The sequence below is a fragment of the Demequina sp. NBRC 110051 genome, assembly GCF_002090055.1.
Classification (GTDB): Bacteria; Actinomycetota; Actinomycetes; order Actinomycetales; family Demequinaceae; genus Demequina.
This window is the reverse complement of record NZ_BBRH01000010.1, coordinates 33229-48342: the sequence shown is the minus strand read 5'-3', so window position 1 is coordinate 48342 and position 15114 is coordinate 33229. Positions and strand designations below refer to the sequence as shown.

General features: G+C 70.0%; 14 protein-coding genes. 12 read left to right on the top strand and 2 right to left on the bottom strand.

Annotated features, from left to right (window positions below):
- Positions 1-113 precede the first annotated feature (113 nt).
- The 9 genes from B7K20_RS04955 to B7K20_RS04915 all read left to right on the top strand — a co-directional run bounded on the left by B7K20_RS04955 (position 114) and on the right by B7K20_RS04915 (position 8910).
- Positions 114-1361, top strand: a complete 1248-nt coding sequence (locus B7K20_RS04955; protein ID WP_084101168.1) for an amidohydrolase family protein — start codon at positions 114-116, stop codon at positions 1359-1361.
- Entirely contained in the window at positions 1358-2125 is a 768-nt protein-coding gene (locus B7K20_RS04950) for an ABC transporter ATP-binding protein (RefSeq protein ID WP_084101167.1), read from the top strand. The genes B7K20_RS04955 and B7K20_RS04950 overlap by 4 nt, the downstream gene beginning before the upstream one ends.
- Complete coding sequence (locus B7K20_RS04945) at positions 2125-3021, top strand: ABC transporter permease (RefSeq protein WP_084101166.1); 897 nt, start codon at positions 2125-2127, stop codon at positions 3019-3021. The genes B7K20_RS04950 and B7K20_RS04945 overlap by 1 nt, the downstream gene beginning before the upstream one ends.
- Positions 3022-3082: 61 nt before the next feature.
- Positions 3083-4288, top strand: a complete 1206-nt coding sequence (locus B7K20_RS04940) for a nitrate ABC transporter substrate-binding protein (protein ID WP_084101165.1) — start codon at positions 3083-3085, stop codon at positions 4286-4288.
- A gap of 40 nt (positions 4289-4328) precedes the next feature.
- Positions 4329-5087 (top strand): SDR family NAD(P)-dependent oxidoreductase, encoded by a 759-nt coding sequence (locus tag B7K20_RS04935; protein WP_084101164.1) that lies wholly within the window; start codon positions 4329-4331, stop codon positions 5085-5087.
- Positions 5088-5116: 29 nt separating this feature from the next.
- A complete protein-coding gene (locus B7K20_RS04930) occupies positions 5117-6454 on the top strand; it encodes an FAD-binding oxidoreductase (RefSeq protein WP_144018538.1) in 1338 nt (445 codons plus the stop codon).
- Between the two features lie 8 nt (positions 6455-6462).
- Positions 6463-7257: a creatininase family protein gene (locus tag B7K20_RS04925; protein WP_084101432.1), complete on the top strand. Its 795-nt coding sequence runs from the start codon at positions 6463-6465 to the stop codon at positions 7255-7257.
- The gene (locus B7K20_RS04920) at positions 7254-7829 is read left to right on the top strand and encodes a pyridoxal 5'-phosphate synthase (RefSeq protein ID WP_084101162.1); all 576 of its coding nucleotides are present in this window, start codon (positions 7254-7256) and stop codon (positions 7827-7829) included. Before B7K20_RS04925 ends, B7K20_RS04920 begins: the two co-directional genes overlap by 4 nt.
- Complete coding sequence (locus B7K20_RS04915; protein ID WP_084101161.1) at positions 7819-8910, top strand: methylenetetrahydrofolate reductase C-terminal domain-containing protein; 1092 nt, start codon at positions 7819-7821, stop codon at positions 8908-8910. The genes B7K20_RS04920 and B7K20_RS04915 overlap by 11 nt, the downstream gene beginning before the upstream one ends.
- Here the strand turns inward: B7K20_RS04915 and B7K20_RS04910 are convergent.
- On the bottom strand, positions 8907-9911 hold the full coding sequence (locus B7K20_RS04910) for a quinone-dependent dihydroorotate dehydrogenase (RefSeq protein ID WP_084101160.1): 1005 nt from the start codon (positions 9909-9911) through the stop codon (positions 8907-8909). The two genes, B7K20_RS04915 and B7K20_RS04910, sit on opposite strands and share 4 nt — an antisense overlap.
- Positions 9912-9943: 32 nt before the next feature.
- Between B7K20_RS04910 and B7K20_RS04905 the strand changes: the two genes are divergently transcribed.
- Complete coding sequence (locus B7K20_RS04905; protein WP_084101159.1) at positions 9944-11389, top strand: leucyl aminopeptidase; 1446 nt, start codon at positions 9944-9946, stop codon at positions 11387-11389.
- A 61-nt stretch (positions 11390-11450) separates the two neighbouring features.
- Here B7K20_RS04905 and B7K20_RS04900 read toward each other — a convergent pair whose 3' ends face one another.
- A complete protein-coding gene (locus tag B7K20_RS04900) occupies positions 11451-11786 on the bottom strand; it encodes an oxidoreductase (protein WP_234985723.1) in 336 nt (111 codons plus the stop codon).
- An 88-nt stretch (positions 11787-11874) separates the two neighbouring features.
- On the opposite strand from B7K20_RS04900, the gene lpdA reads away from it, so the two are divergent.
- Both lpdA and sucB read left to right on the top strand, forming a co-directional pair.
- On the top strand, positions 11875-13260 hold the full coding sequence (lpdA, locus tag B7K20_RS04895) for a dihydrolipoyl dehydrogenase (RefSeq protein ID WP_084101156.1): 1386 nt from the start codon (positions 11875-11877) through the stop codon (positions 13258-13260).
- A gap of 22 nt (positions 13261-13282) precedes the next feature.
- Positions 13283-15112 carry a 2-oxoglutarate dehydrogenase, E2 component, dihydrolipoamide succinyltransferase gene (sucB, locus tag B7K20_RS04890; RefSeq protein WP_084101154.1) on the top strand — a complete coding sequence of 610 codons (1830 nt, stop codon included), beginning with the start codon at positions 13283-13285 and terminating at the stop codon, positions 15110-15112.
- Positions 15113-15114 lie beyond the last annotated feature (2 nt).

Here is a 15114-nt window from a genome sequence, read left to right as displayed (position 1 = left end):
TCGCGAATTTACGGTAGGTAATCACGACGTCACGCGCCGGAAACGAACGCTCCCTACTGTGACGGATGTTGATCGTATCAACATTCGTCACCAGGTCAGGGAGGCCATCCAGGATGGGAATTGAAGGCGGCACACCGGAACTTCTGCGGGGCGCGAACGTGCCCGGCGCGGGCCCGGTCGACGTCCAACTCGAGGACGGCAAGGTGCGCGAGGTCCTGCCGGCCGGCACCGCTCCCATCCCCTCCGACCCCGCCGCCGTGCTGGACCTCGACGGCTACCTGCTGGTCGGCGCCATGGCCGAGCCGCACGCTCACCTCGACAAGGCCGGCTCGTGGGATCGCATCCACCCTCCCATGGGTGATCTCCGCGCGGCCATCGTCAGCTGGCGCGCCTACGCGGACACCATGACCGAACAGGACGTGTTCGAGCGGGCTCGCGCACAGGTGCTGCGCAATGTCGCTCACGGCACCACCGCGATCCGCACCCACGTCGACGTGCTGCGCGGCGACGACCCCCTGCGGGGCATCCGAGCGCTCGTCGCCGTACGTGAGGACCTGCGCGACGTCGCGGACATCGAGATCATCACGCTCAGTCCCGACGACATCCCCACCGCGGTGATCGAGGCGGCACTCGACGCTGGAGCGGACGGCGTCGGTGCCGCACCCCACCTCGCGCCGGACCCCTTTGCGGAGCTCACCCGCCTGCTCGACATCGCCGAGCGGCGTGGCTGCGTGGTCGACATGCACACCGACGAATCGCTCGACGAGGTCGTCACCCTCGGCGCGCTCGCCGACCGCACGCACCACTGGGCTCAGAACGTCTCCGCCGGCCACTGTGTCCGACTGGGCACCCTCTCCGTCGCCGAGCGGGACGACCTGATCGCGAAGGCAGTCGATGCCCGCATCGGCATGATCGCGAACCCCATCACCAACCTTTACCTGCAGGGCTGGGAGCACGAGGTCGCCACGCCTCGTGGACTGACCGCGGCTCGCGCGCTCATCGATGCCGGTGCCCGCTTCGCCGCGGGCGCGGACAACGTGCGCGACCCCTTCAACCCCATGGGCCGTTCCGACGCGCTCGAGACCGCCATGTTGCTGGTGGTGGCCGGACACGTCACCGCCGATGAGGCGTTCCACGCTGTCTCCGCCGGGGCTCGCGACGTCATGGGCCTCGCCCCCGCAGGACCCACGCCGGGTGCCCAGGCCGACCTCGTCGCGATCCGCGCCCAACACCTCACACAAGCCATCGCGGAAGCCCCTGGCGACCGCATCGTCCTCCACCAAGGACGGATCGTGGCCCGCACCACGTCCTCCGTCCACTTCCCCACCCAGGTCCCCGAACCCGTGAAGGCGAGGTCATGACCACCACCGACACCACCAGCGTGCACACGCGCGCCGCCTCTTTGTTGTCGTTCGACGACGTTGAGATGACGTTCCCCGACGGCACCGTCGCCCTCCACTCGGTCAATCTCGACCTCAAGCGCGGCGAATTCGTCACCGTCGTGGGCCCCTCCGGCTGCGGCAAGTCCACCCTGCTGCGCATCGCCTCCGGCCTCGAGACCCCGTCGCACGGCGAGGTCGCCCTCGCCACCGACCGCATCGGCTACGTCTTCCAGGACGCGACCCTGCTGCCCTGGCGCACTACGCGACGCAACGTCGAGTTGCTCGCGGAACTGCACGGCGAGGCGAAGGACCGCCGCGCCGCCGCGGCCCAAGAGACCATCGACCTGGTGGGGCTCACGGGGTTCGAGGACCACCTGCCCCGCCAGCTGTCAGGAGGCATGAGGATGCGAGCCTCGCTCGCACGCTCCCTCACCCTCGACCCCGAGGTGTTCTTGTTCGACGAGCCGTTCGGTGCGCTCGACGAGATTACCCGCGAGCGCCTGAACGACGAGGTGCTGCGCCTGTTCACCGAGAAGAAGTTCGCGGGACTGTTTATTACGCACTCGGTCTCAGAGGCCGTCTACCTGTCCACCCGCGTGATCGTCATGTCGGGCCGGCCCGGCAAGTTCGTCGCCGAGTTCGACGTCCCCTTCGACATGCCTCGCGACCCCGAGATCCGCTTCACCCCCGAGTTCGCCGAACTGGTCGGCGAGGTATCGCACGCCCTGAGGGAGGCCCACTGATGGCTACTGACGAGGCAACCACGACATCGGCCGTCGCTGACGACACCGCCGGCACGGGGGCCGCCACGAGCGACAACCCGGCCACGGCATCGGCCGCGCCCGCCGCGACGAAGGCGCGCAAGAAGGGCCAGTCGCGCTGGCTCACCTGGGGACCTCCCCTGGGGATCGCGGCCCTCCTGGTCGCCGCGGCCTACATCGCGAACGCGGCACTCGGAGACCGGTCCTTCCTCCTTCCCGCGCCCCACGCCGTCCTGTCCAAACTGTGGGACCCGTCATCGGCGCCCGACATCTGGACGGCGATGTGGCGCACCACGGTCGTGTCGCTCACGGGACTGGCCATCGCGATGGTCATCGGCGTCTCGTGGGCCATCATCATGAACCAGACCAAGTGGATGGAACGCGCACTGTTCCCCTACGCGGTCATGCTGCAGGCGATCCCGATTCTGGCCATCACGCCGCTGATCGGCTTCTGGTTCGGCTACGACTTCACGGCCCGCGTGGTGGTCTGCGTGATCATCGCGCTGTTCCCGATGGTCTCGAACACGCTGTTCGGCCTGCAATCGGTCGAGCGCGGCATGCGAGAGCTGTTCCAACTGCAGGGCGCCTCGCGCGGCACGGTGCTGCGCAAGCTTGAGCTTCCCGCCGCCATGCCGGCCATCTTCGCCGGCATGCGCATCTCGGCCGGCCTCTCGGTGGTCGGCGCCATCGTGGGCGAGTTCTTCTTCCAGCGCGGCACGCCTGGCATCGGCTCGCTGATCAACAAGTACAGCGCCCGCCTGCTGTCCGAGGAGCTGTTCGCCTCGGTCCTCGTCGCGTCCCTGCTCGGCGTCGCGATCTTCCTGTTCTTCGGCTGGCTCGGCAAGCGAGCGGTCGGCAAGTGGTACGACTTCGGCTGATTCGCCGCAGTCGCCTCCGCCCTGAGGGGCATGTCCTCACCCATCCATGAAGGAGCGCAGTATGCGAGTCCACTTCAAGTCCGCCTCGGTCATCGCGGGGCTGGCGGCGACCGCCGTCACGCTGTCGGCGTGTTCGTCAGACGCGGAGCCCGAGTCGAGCGACGCACCCGAGTCCTCGGCAACGTCGTCTGCCACGGCATCGGCCTCGGCCGGCGGCATCGACCTGTCGGGTGTGTGCCCGGCGGACATCAAGATCCAGACCGACTGGAACCCCGAGATGGAGCACGGCCACCTGTACGCCATGCTCGGCGACGAGTACGAGATCGACTCGGACAACAAGTCGGTCACCGGTCCCCTGATGGCCTCGGGCGAGCCCACCGGGGTCGACGTCACGATCCTCGCGGGTGGCCCCGCGGTGGGCTTCGCACAGCCCAACGCGCAGCTGTACTCCGACACGTCGATCTTCATGGCGTACGTCGGCACCGATGAGGCCATCGCGCACTCGACCGACCTGCCCACGGTGAGCGTCTTCCAGCCGCTCGAGAAGGACCCGCAGATGATCATGTGGGACCCCGAGACCTACCCCGATGTCACCGGCATCGCGGACCTGGGCGAAGAGGGCACCACCGTGCGTGTGTTCCCCGGCGGCGTGTACATCGACTACTTCGTGGGCGCCGGCATCCTCTCGGCCGACCAGATCGACACCACCTACGACGGCACCCCCGCGGTGTTCGTGTCGGAGGCCGGCGCGATCGCTCAGCAGGGCTTCGCCTCCGCCGAGCCCTTCATCTACGAGAACGAGGTCGACGCCTGGGGCAAGCCCGTGGGCTACGAGCTCATCAACGACGCGGGCTTCCCCAAGTACGCGGCGTCGATGTCGCTGCGTCCCGAGGACGTCACCGAGTACGCCGACTGCCTCGAGCTGCTCGTGCCCGTCATGCAGCAGGCCGAGGTCGACTACTACGACGGCACCCTCAAGGACTCGGTCAAGGACCTCGTCCTGGAGCTCGTCGACGCGTATGACACCGGCTGGGTCTACTCCGCCGAGGTCGCGGACTACTCGTTCGACACGATGATCGCCGACGGCATCGCCTCGGACGGCGGCGACGGCGTGCTGGGCAACTTCGACACCGACCGCGTGGCGGAGCTGTTCGAGATCGTCGAGCCGATCTACGGCGAGCAGGGCATCGACATCGCCGAGGGCCTCACCCCCGAGGACCTCTACACCAACGAGTTTGTCGACGAGTCGATCTCGCTGGGCTTCTAAGCACCACCGCTTCTCAAGCACCACAGGTAAGGAATCACCCATGACGACCCCTCCGGTGACGACCATCTCCCGCCTCGCAGGCAGGAAGGCCATCGTCACCGGAGGGGCGCGTGGCATCGGCGCCGCCATCGCGGCCCGCCTGGCTGGCGAGGGCGCCCACGTGGTGATCCTCGACCGACTCGAGTCCGAGTCCGCCGCCTCCGCGGCCGCCTGCGGCGGACGCTCGGTGACGGTCAATCTGGCCGATGCCGTGGATACCGCTCGCGCGATGGATACGGCGATCGCGTCGCTCGGCGGCGTCGACATCCTCGTCAATTGCGCGGGGATCTTCGCCAAGACTCCTCTGCTCGATATCACGAGCGAGAGCTGGGACGCGATGCTGGACATCAACGCGAAGGCGACCCTCATCACGATGCAGCGTGCGGCAGCGGCCATGATCGCCGCCGGAAGCGGCACCATCATCAACATGGCCTCGATGGCCGCCAAGAAGGGCGGCGGACTCGAGGCGCACTACGCCGCGTCCAAGGCGGCCGTCGTCGCACTCACCCGCGCCGCCGCCCAGGAGTGGGGCACCCACGGCATCCGCGCCAACGCCGTGTGCCCTGGATACGTGCTCACCGAGATGGGAGCCGACACCCGCTCCCCCGAGCAGATCGCGGGCTGGTCGCAGATGTCCCCCCTGGGACGTCTCGCCAGCCCCTCAGACGTCGCGGATCTCGTCGCCTTCCTGGCCAGCGACGAGTCCTCGTATATGACCGGCCAGGCAGTCAATCTCACCGGCGGCATGGTGATGCACTAATGCCGCCCTTCCCCCTCAAGGAGGCCACGATGTCCCCTCTCGGCGCCATCGACACATCCCGCATCGACGCTCTCACCGCCGAGCTCGTCGAGATTCTCGGCGAGGCCGCGGTCGCGACCGATGACGCCCGCCTCGAGCGTGCGTCCGTGGACGGCTCGGGAATGTCGCCCCTCATCAAGGAACTCCTGCCGCTGGGCCGCGCCCAGGTGCTCGCGATGCCGGCTTCCGCCGAGCAGATCGTCGCCACCGTCGCCGCGGCCGTCCGCCATGGCGTGCCCGTCACCCCGCGCGGCAAGGGCACCGGCAACTACGGCCAGGGCATTCCGATGAACGGTGGCCTGGTGCTCGACACCAGCAAGGCGCGACGCATCGTCGAGGTCGGCGACGGCTGGATCGAGGCCGAGGCCGGCGCCGTCATCTGGGCCCTTGAACAGGCCGCGAACCGCGCGGGCCAGCAGTTGTGGATGTACCCGTCGACGGCGCAGTCGACCGTGGGCGGGTTCGTCTCCGGCGGCTCCGGGGGCACCGGCTCCATCGCCAATGGCATGATCCACCAGGGCTTCGTCAAGGCCGTCGAGGTGGTCCACGCCACCGGCGACGCCACCGCGGTGCGCGTCGAGGGTGAGGACGCCGTGCCGTACCTGCACAACTACGGCACCGCGGGCATCATCACCACGGTGCGCGTGGCACTCGAGCCCCTGCAACCGTGGCGCGCCGTGCTCGCGTCCCTCGACTCGTACGACGCCGTCGTCAAGCTCATGAAGCCGCTCGCGTCCCTCACTCCCACCCCACGGCTGGTCTCGGGCGACCGTGCCGAGGTCGCCGCATGCCTGCCCGCGGAGCTGGGCATCCCGGCCGGTCGCGCCTCCCTGCGCGCCATCCTCGACGAGTCCACGGTGGACGAGGCGACCCGCATGATCGAGGCGGCGGGTGGGCGCGTCGATGACGTGCGCGAGGGCGCGCAGCACACCGTGAAGTTGTCGATGAACTCGTACAACCACCCCATCGAGTGGCTCCAGAAGACCGCTCCTGTGCCGTACTTCCACGTCGAGGTGCTCGGCGACGCGCTCGTCGAGCACCTCGACGAGGTCCAGGCGGTCTACCCTGGCGGCATGCTGCACATCGAGGCGCAGCGCGGCCGGCCCATCGGCATGCTGGCGGCGCCCTACGAGAATGCCGCCGATGTCCTCGCCGGCTTCGACCGCCTGGCCGCCCTGGGTGTCTCGACCCACAACCCTCACCAGTGGGCGGTGGACTTCGAGCCCGAGCGCACTGCGGCCCTGGCCGCCGTGACCGACCCCCAGGGTCTGCTCAACCCCGGCAAGCTGGGCGCCAAGGTCCACACGCACACCGGGACCCAGATGTGAGCGCCCCCGTGAGCCGCGAACTGGCGGAGCTGACGGGGCCCCAGGCCGCCTCCACCCTCACCGAGGACTCGATCGTGGTCCTGCCCGTGGGGTCCATCGAGCACCACGGCGACTACCTTCCGCTCGCGACCGACCTGATCATGGCCGACGAGATGTCGCGCCGGGTGGTGGCCGGCGCGGCCGAGTCCGGTCTCGACGTGTGGCGCCTGCCCCCGCTCGCGTACACGAAGTCGGACGAGCACGCCTGGGCGCCGGGGACGTTCTGGATCGATGGCGAGGAATTGCTCGCGACCTTCCGTGGCATCGGCCGTTCGCTCGCCGCCACCCCCGCCCGCACCCTGGTCCTGTACAACGGTCACGGCGGCAACGTGGCACCCATGGGGATCGCGCTGCGCGACCTGCGCCGCCGGTTCGGCCTCAGGACCTTCGCGATGAACGTCGCGGTCCCGGCCGGCGACGGTGATCCCAACGGCACGGGTGGCCCCGATGAGCACGGCCTGGGTATCCACGGTGGCTGGGGAGAGACCTCTCTGCTGATGCACCTGCGCCCCGAGTTGGTCCACGAGGATCGGTTCGCCCGTGCCATCCCACCCGCGCTTGTCCAGCGCGACCAGATCGGCTTCGCCGGTGCGCCGGTGCAGTTTGGGTGGCTGAGCGATGACTTCGGCTACGGCGGGGTGCTGGGCGACCCCACGGGGGCCGATGCCGCGGCTGGCTCGCGTATCGCTGCGGACCTCGTGGATAGCGGCGTCGCGGCGCTCACGGAGATCTCGACCTTCGACCCCGCAGGCGGGGTCGCATGACCGAGCCTGCCTCGTCGCCGGCCGAGCCCATGATGCTCGCGGCCGAGTGGCTGCCCGAGGGACCCAACGGCAGCCTCATGACCCTGTCAACCCTTGACGACGGGGCGCCGGACGCGCGCACCGTGGTCCTGTCGCTGATCGACACCGAGGGCTTCCACTTCCACACCGATGCGGCCTCGCGCAAGGTCGCGCATATCGCCGCCGACCCGCGCGTGGCTCTCACGATCCTGCTGGCCGAGCAGTCTCGCCAGATCGTGGTGCAGGGCACCGCCGCGCGGGTGACGAGTGACGAGGCCGCCCAGGCTTACGCCGACCGCTCGCCCTACCTCAAGCAGTTGGCATGGCTCAATACGCACGCGTTCGCGGCACTGCCCGAGGACGAACGGCAAGACCGGTGGGCGGCATTCGCCGCCGAGCACGGCGACGACCTCGCTCCGGCTCCCGGGTGGATCGGCTTCCGCGTCACCCCCACGCGGGTGTCGTTCTGGTCGGGTGCGCCGGACACGGCGTCGCGCAGGCTCGAGTACCGCCGCGGTCCGGGCGGATGGGAGACGAGCCTCCGTGCGGGGTGACCTCGCGGCTCCCCCGGCGCCCGGCACTGCGGGTTGCCCCAAGCACATGGAGTACGGGCCCTGCGGAGGCGTGGAGTCGACGGGGCGGTGCGAGGTCGCCGACCACGCGTGCTCGTTTCTGACTCTCGCACCGGTCGCGTGGCACGGCTCCCCCGCGGCCTCGACCGAGCGCGCCCGCATGGAGGCGGACCCGGCCGGTGTGCCGTCGCCTCCCGGGGCGGCCCAGCGCATGCGGGACCTCGTGCGCGAACGCCCCATCGTCGTCGCCGACTTCCCCGCGCGCGCCCTCGACGCCGCGTCCCTATCGGAGTGCGCGGCGGCGGTCGCCGCCTCGGTCGACGCGGTGCTCGCGGGCGACGCGGGGACGGCACGCGTGCAGTTCCCTCCCGCCTACCGGGCGGCGCTCCTGCGCGCCGCGGGCGTGGAGCCGTGGATGGGCGTGAACACCCGCGACCGCAACCGCGTGGCGCTCGAGGCCGAGGCGGCGGCACTCGCCCACGCCGACGCCGCCGGCGTGCACTGCATCACGGGCGACCACACCCGCATCGGCTCCCGGCCCGACGCCGCCCCGGTCTTCGACCTCGACTCGACCGAACTTGCCGCCCTGATGCGTCGCGCCGGCCAGTTAGTGTCCGTGGCCGAGGCGCCCCTGTCCCCTCCCGTCGAGGCGCGGCCCGGCCGGCTCCTCGTCAAGCAGCAGGCGGGCGCAGAGATCTGCTTCGTCAACCACGCAGGCGGCGTCGACAACGTGGCAAGGTTCGTCGCTGAGGCTCGCACCCTCGGCGTGACCATGGGCTTCATCCCCTGCGTGCCCGTCATCGTCGACGCGGGCAGCGCGGCGTTGATTCGCGGCTTCACGTCGCTCGCACTACCCGAGGGCTTCCTCGACTCCATCCTCGCGGCCGACGACGTGCGCGAGGCCGGCATCGCCGCGGCGATCGAGCTATCGCTCAGGATGCTCGACATTCCCGGTGTCGTCGGCGTCGACCTTTCGGGCGGCGCGGCGGCCGGTCAGGAGCTCGACTTCGCCCAGGCGGAGGCTCAGATCGCGCAGGGCCTGCGCGAGCGCGTCGCTGTTTAGTCGAGCGCGGCGTTGAGCCGCGCGACCCAGCCAGGACCCTGGTAGACGAAGGCCGTGTAGACCTGCAGGAGCGTGGCGCCCGCGGCCAGCAGGGCCTGGGCATCGGCCACCGACTCCACGCCGCCCACGCCGATGATGGTGACCTTGTCGCCGACGCGGGCCTTGAGCCGCGACACGACCTCGACGGCGCGCATCCGGACGGGTGCACCCGACAGGCCGCCCTCACCGAGGTCGTGGTTGATGGTCGTATTCGTCGCGATGATGCCGTCCAGGCCCAGTTCGAGCGCAAGGTCGGCGACCGCGTCCACGTCCTCGTCGGCGAGGTCGGGGGCGATCTTCACCAAGAGAGGCAGACCGCGGTCGGTGACCACGGCATCGGCCGCCTCACGGACGGCGGTCAGGATGGGGCGCAGCGCCTCGGTGGACTGGAGATCGCGCAGGCCGGGGGTGTTGGGAGACGAGACGTTGACGACCAGGTAGGACGCGTAGGGGGCGAGCCGCGTGGCCGAGTAGGCGTAGTCGGCCGCGGCGGCCTCGGGCGCCGTCACCTTGGTCTTGCCGATATTGACACCAAGCACGATGTGCCGGCCGCGCGCGGAGGACCGGAGGTGGCGCAGGCGCTCGGCGACGGCATCGGCGCCCTCGTTGTTGAAACCCATGCGGTTGCGCAGCCCGCGCACCTGAGGCTCGCGCCACGAGCGCGGCTTCTCGTTGCCCGGTTGGCCCTGGGCGGTCACCGTGCCGATCTCGACGAACGCGAAGCCGGCATCGGACAGTCCCTGCGCGGCCTCGGCGTTCTTGTCCATGCCGGCCGCCAGTCCTACGCGGCCCGGGAAGGTCAGGCCCATGGCCTCAACCCGCGTCTTTGCTGGGGGGATGGTGCCGAGGGAGCGCCCGGCTCGGAACACCCAGTCCCCATAGCGGAAGCCAAGAACGCCGATGCGGTGGGCACGCTCCGCATCGAAGCGCTTCAGCACGTAGTCATAAAAGCCGCGGTACACGCGACCACGGTAGCGCGGCGTAGGCTCGAGGCATGACCTCTATGAATGCCACGAGCACTGCTGTGTCCACGCTCGCCGCCGACGCCCTCATCCTGGGCTTCGACGGGGAGATCACCGCCCACGACCTCCTCGACGACTCCGTCCGCGCCTCCCTGACCGAGGCCGCCGCCTCCCTCGAGGCCTCGAAGAAGCTCGGCTCGACCGTGGTCCTGCCCGGTGCGGGCGTCGAGGCCAAGCGCGTCGTCGTCGTCGGCATCGGCGGCGGCTCCGAGGGCGAGCTGCGCGAGGCCGCCGGCGCCGCGGGACGCGCCATCGGTACCCGTCCCGGCACCGTGGTCGTCGCCCTGCCCGCCGCCACCGACGCTGAGTTCGCCGCGATCGCCGAGGGCGCGGTCCTGGGTGCGTACACGTTCAACGCCTACAAGTCGGACGACGAGGTCGCCGCGTACCACGGCCCCGACTGGCTGATCGCGGGAGCCTCGGACGCCGCCATCGCCCGCGCCCGCATCATCGCGGGTGCCGTGGCCAGCGCGCGCGACCTGGTCAACACTCCGCCGCTGGACATGTTCCCCGCCGCCGTTGCGGAGGTCGCCCAGCAGTACGGCGAGGCTCACGGCGTCGACGTCGAGGTGTGGGAGCCGCAGCGTCTGGCCGAAGAGGGCTTCGGCGGCATCCTCGCCGTCGGCATGGGCTCGTCGCGCCTGCCGCGCCTGGTCAAGGTCGAGTGGGCCCCCGAGGGTGCGTCGCAGCACGTCGCCATCATCGGTAAGGGCATCACGTTCGACACCGGCGGCATCTCGCTCAAGCCGTCGAAGTCGATGGAGACCATGAAGTCGGACATGTCCGGCTCCGCCGCCGTCCTCCACACCGTCATCGCCGCCGCCCAGGCCAAGCTGCCCGTGAAGGTCACCGGTTGGCTGTGCCTGGCCGAGAACATGCCGTCCGGCACCGCTCAGCGCCCCTCCGACGTCATCCGTATCTACGGCGGCAAGACGGTCGAGGTGCTGAACACGGACGCCGAGGGCCGCCTGGTCATGGCCGACGGCCTGGCCCGCGCCGTCGAGGACAACCCCGACGTGGTGCTCGACATCGCGACGCTGACCGGCGCGCAGGGCGTCGCGCTCGGCTCGCGCACGTCCGGCGTCATGGGCGATGAGGCGATCCGCACCGAGATCACGGACGCCGCCGGCGACGTCGACGAGCTGTTCTGGCCCATGCCGCTGCCGCAGCACATCCACGACGGCATCAAGTCGAAGGTGGCCGACATTCAGAACATCGGCGACGCTGGCGCGGGCGGCGGCATGCTCGCCGCGGGCGCGTTCCTGCAGGAGTTCGTGGGCGAGACCCCGTGGGCACACCTCGACATCGCGCGCCCCGCGTTCAACGAGGGCGCACCGTGGGGCTACACCCCCGCCGGCGCCACCGGAGCGGGCGTGCGCACGCTGTTCCGCTTCCTGGAGAAGCGCGCGGGTGCCTAACCCAGCGCAGGGAAACACGGCGAGGGCCGGTCGCCACGTGGCGACCGGCCCTCGTGGCGTTCTAGCGCTTCTTGCGCTGCTTTTCGTTCCACTCGCGCATGCGCGACGGGTAGCCCGAGAGGTTCACATCGAAAGCCGGGACGCCCAACTGGCTCGCGACCTTCTTCGCGGTGGCCTGGTCGGGCACACGGCGACGGGTCCACTCGCCGGACTCAGCGACGACGACCATCGTGGTCTGCGTGACGCGCGTGGGCGGCTCGATGAAGGCCTCGCAGCCGGGACGCGTCGCGACGAAGTCCTTCAGGTGCGCGAGCGTCTCCGCGCGCGCCTGGCTCGACGACGTGCCGCCCGACGACTCGGACTTCTTGGACCCGAACATGCGCGAGAACATCCCCATGGCCCCAGGTTAGTCACGCGTCGCGGTTCGCGGCGACGGCCACGAGTGGCAAGATGGGAGGGACCGACACCCACAAGGAGTACACATAGTGACCGAGTCCACCCCACGCTCGTACGACCTACTCATTCTTGGCGGCGGCTCCGGTGGCTATGCCGCTGCCCTGCGCGCCGCGCAGCTCGGCCTGACCGTGGGACTCATCGAAGAGTCCAAGGTCGGCGGAACCTGCTTGCACAACGGCTGTATCCCCACCAAGGCGCTCCTGCACGCCGCTGAACTCGCCGACAACGCGCGTGAGGGCGCGAAGTTCGGCGTCAACACCACGCTCGAGTCGATCGACATGACCGTCGTGAACCAGTACAAGCAGGGCGTCATCGACCGCCTGTACAAGGGCCTCCAGGGTCTCATCAAGTCGCGCAAGGTCACCGTCATCGAGGGCCACGGCACGCTCGTGGGTCCCGACGCGATCGAGGTGCGCGGCGAGCGCTACACCGGTAAGTCGATCGTGCTGGGCACCGGCTCCTACTCGCGTAGCCTTCCCGGTCTCGAGATCGGCGGCCGCGTCATGACCTCGGACCAGGCGCTCGAGCTCGACGTGGTGCCCGCCTCCGCGATCATCCTCGGCGGCGGCGTCATCGGTGTCGAGTTTGCTTCGGTGTGGAACTCGTTCGGTTCCGACGTGACCATCGTCGAGGGCCTGCCCCACCTCGTTCCCAACGAGGACGAGGCGCTGTCGAAGGGCCTCGAGCGCGCATTCCGCAAGCGCAAGATCAACTTCAAGCTGGGCGTGTTCTTCGAGAGCGTCGAGCAGACCGACTCCGGCGTCAAGGTCAAGCTGGCCGACGGCACGGTCCTCGAGGCCGAGCTGCTGCTGGTCGCCGTGGGCCGTGGCCCCCGCACCACCGGCCTGGGCTACGAGGAGCAGGGCATCCGGATGGACCGCGGCTTTGTCCTCACCGACGAGAAGCTCCACACCGGCGTGGGCAACATCTACGCCGTGGGCGACATCGTTCCCGGACTGCAGCTCGCGCACCGCGGCTTTGGCCAGGGCATCTTCGTGGCCGAGACCATCGCCGGCCTCAGCCCCCAGCCCATCGTCGAGTCGGGCATCCCCCGCGTCACGTACTGCGAGCCCGAGGTTGCCTCGGTGGGTCTCACCGAGGCAAAGGCCAAGGAGACCCACGGCGAGAACGCCGTCGAAACCCTCGAGTACAACCTTGGCGGCAACGGCAAGAGCCAGATCCTGGGAACGCAGGGCTTCGTCAAGCTCGTGCGTGTCAAGGACGGCCCCGTGGTCGGCGTTCACATGCTTGGTGCTCGCGTCGGCGAGCAGATCGGCGAGGCGCAGCTCATCGTGAACTGGGACGCGCACCCCGAGGACGTCGCTCCGCTGATCCACGCCCACCCCACCCAGAACGAGGCCCTCGGCGAGGCGCACCTTGCGCTCGCCGGTAAGCCGCTGCACGCGCACGACTGATTCAACGGAGAAGATCACTCATATGAGCAACGACGTCACTCTTCCCGCCCTTGGCGAGTCCGTCACCGAGGGCACCGTCACCCGCTGGCTGAAGAACATCGGCGACACCGTCGAGGTCGACGAGCCCCTCCTCGAGGTCTCGACCGACAAGGTCGACACCGAGATCCCCTCGCCCGTCGCTGGCACCCTCCTCGAGATCCTCGTGAACGAGGACGAGGAGGCCGAGGTCGGCGCGGTCCTGGCCCGCATCGGTGAGGCCGGCGAGGCGCCCTCGGGCGGATCGGCCCCCGCGGCCGAGTCCGCCCCCGCCGAGCCCACGCCCGCTCAGGCCGAGCCGGCCGCCACCCCTGCCGCCGAGGCCGCCGCCCCGGCCCAGCAGGAGCAGGCAGCGCCCGCCGAGCCTTCGGCTCCCGCCGCCTCCGGCGGTGCCGGGCAGGACGTCGTCCTCCCCGCGCTAGGTGAGTCCGTGACCGAGGGCACCGTCACCCGCTGGCTGAAGTCGGTGGGCGAAGAGGTCGAGGTCGACGAGCCCCTGCTCGAGGTCTCGACCGACAAGGTCGACACCGAGATCCCGTCGCCCTTCGCGGGCACGCTGACCGAGATCCTCGTGAACGAGGACGAGGAGGCCGAGGTGGGTGCCGTTCTGGCCCGTATCGGCGAGGCTGGCGCGGCCCCCGCTGCGCAGTCTGCCCCGGCCGAGCAGTCTGCCCCCGCGACGCCGTCCGCCCCCGCGCAGGAATCTGCCCCGGCGCAGGCGTCCGCACCCGCGTCCGCACCCGCGGCCGCTTCCGCCCCGGCGATCCAGCCTGCCTCGGTCGCGTCGGCCCCCGCCGTTGCGTCCGCGCCGGCGCCCACGCCTGCTCCGGCCGCACCGCCGGCCCCTCAGCCCCAGACCGAGGCTCCCGCCGCCTCGCAGGGTGAGGGTTCGGGCTACGTCACCCCGATCGTGCGCAAGCTCGCCAAGGAGCGCGGCGTGGACCTCGCGTCCGTGACCGGCACCGGCGTGGGTGGCCGCATCCGCAAGGAAGACGTCCTCGCGGCCGCTGAGAAAGCCCCCGCCGCCCCGGCAGCGGCACCCGCCGCAGCATCGGCCCCCGCCCCCAAGGCCTCGGCCAACGAGGTCGAGGTGTCGGAACTGCGCGGACAGACGGTCAAGATGACCCGCATCCGCAAGATCACCGCGGACAAGATGATGGAGTCGCTGCACGGTATGGCGCAGCTCACCTCCGTCGTCGAGGTCGACTGCACCAAGATCTGGGCGCTGCGTGCCAAGAACAAGGCCGCGTTCTCCGAGAAGCACGGCGTGAACCTCACGTTCCTGCCGTTCTTCACCCGTGCGGTCGCGATCGCGCTGCAGGAGCACGCGTTCCTTAACGCCTCGGTAGACGGCGACTCGATCGTCTACCACCCGTCGGTGAACCTGTCCCTCGCGGTCGACACCGAGAAGGGCCTCATGCTGCCCACGCTGCGTGACGCCGACTCGAAGACCATCGTCGAGCACGCTCAGGGCATCGTCGACCTCGCCGGCAAGGCCCGCTCCGGCGGCCTGAAGTCGGACGAGATCTCGGGCGGCACGTTCTCGGTGACCAACACCGGCTCGGGCGGCACCCTGTTCGACACCCCCATCGTCCCCTCCCCTCAGGTCGGCATCCTCGCCACCTGCGCGATCGTCAAGAAGCCGGTCGTTGTGAAGGGTCCGGACGGCGAGGACGTCATCTCCGTGCGCCCCATGTGCTACCTGCCCCTCAGCTACGACCACCGCATCGTCGACGGTGCCGACGCCGCCCGCTTCCTGCAGACGGTCAAGCGCATCATCGAGGCCGGCGAGTTCGAGTCCGAGCTGGGCCTGTAACA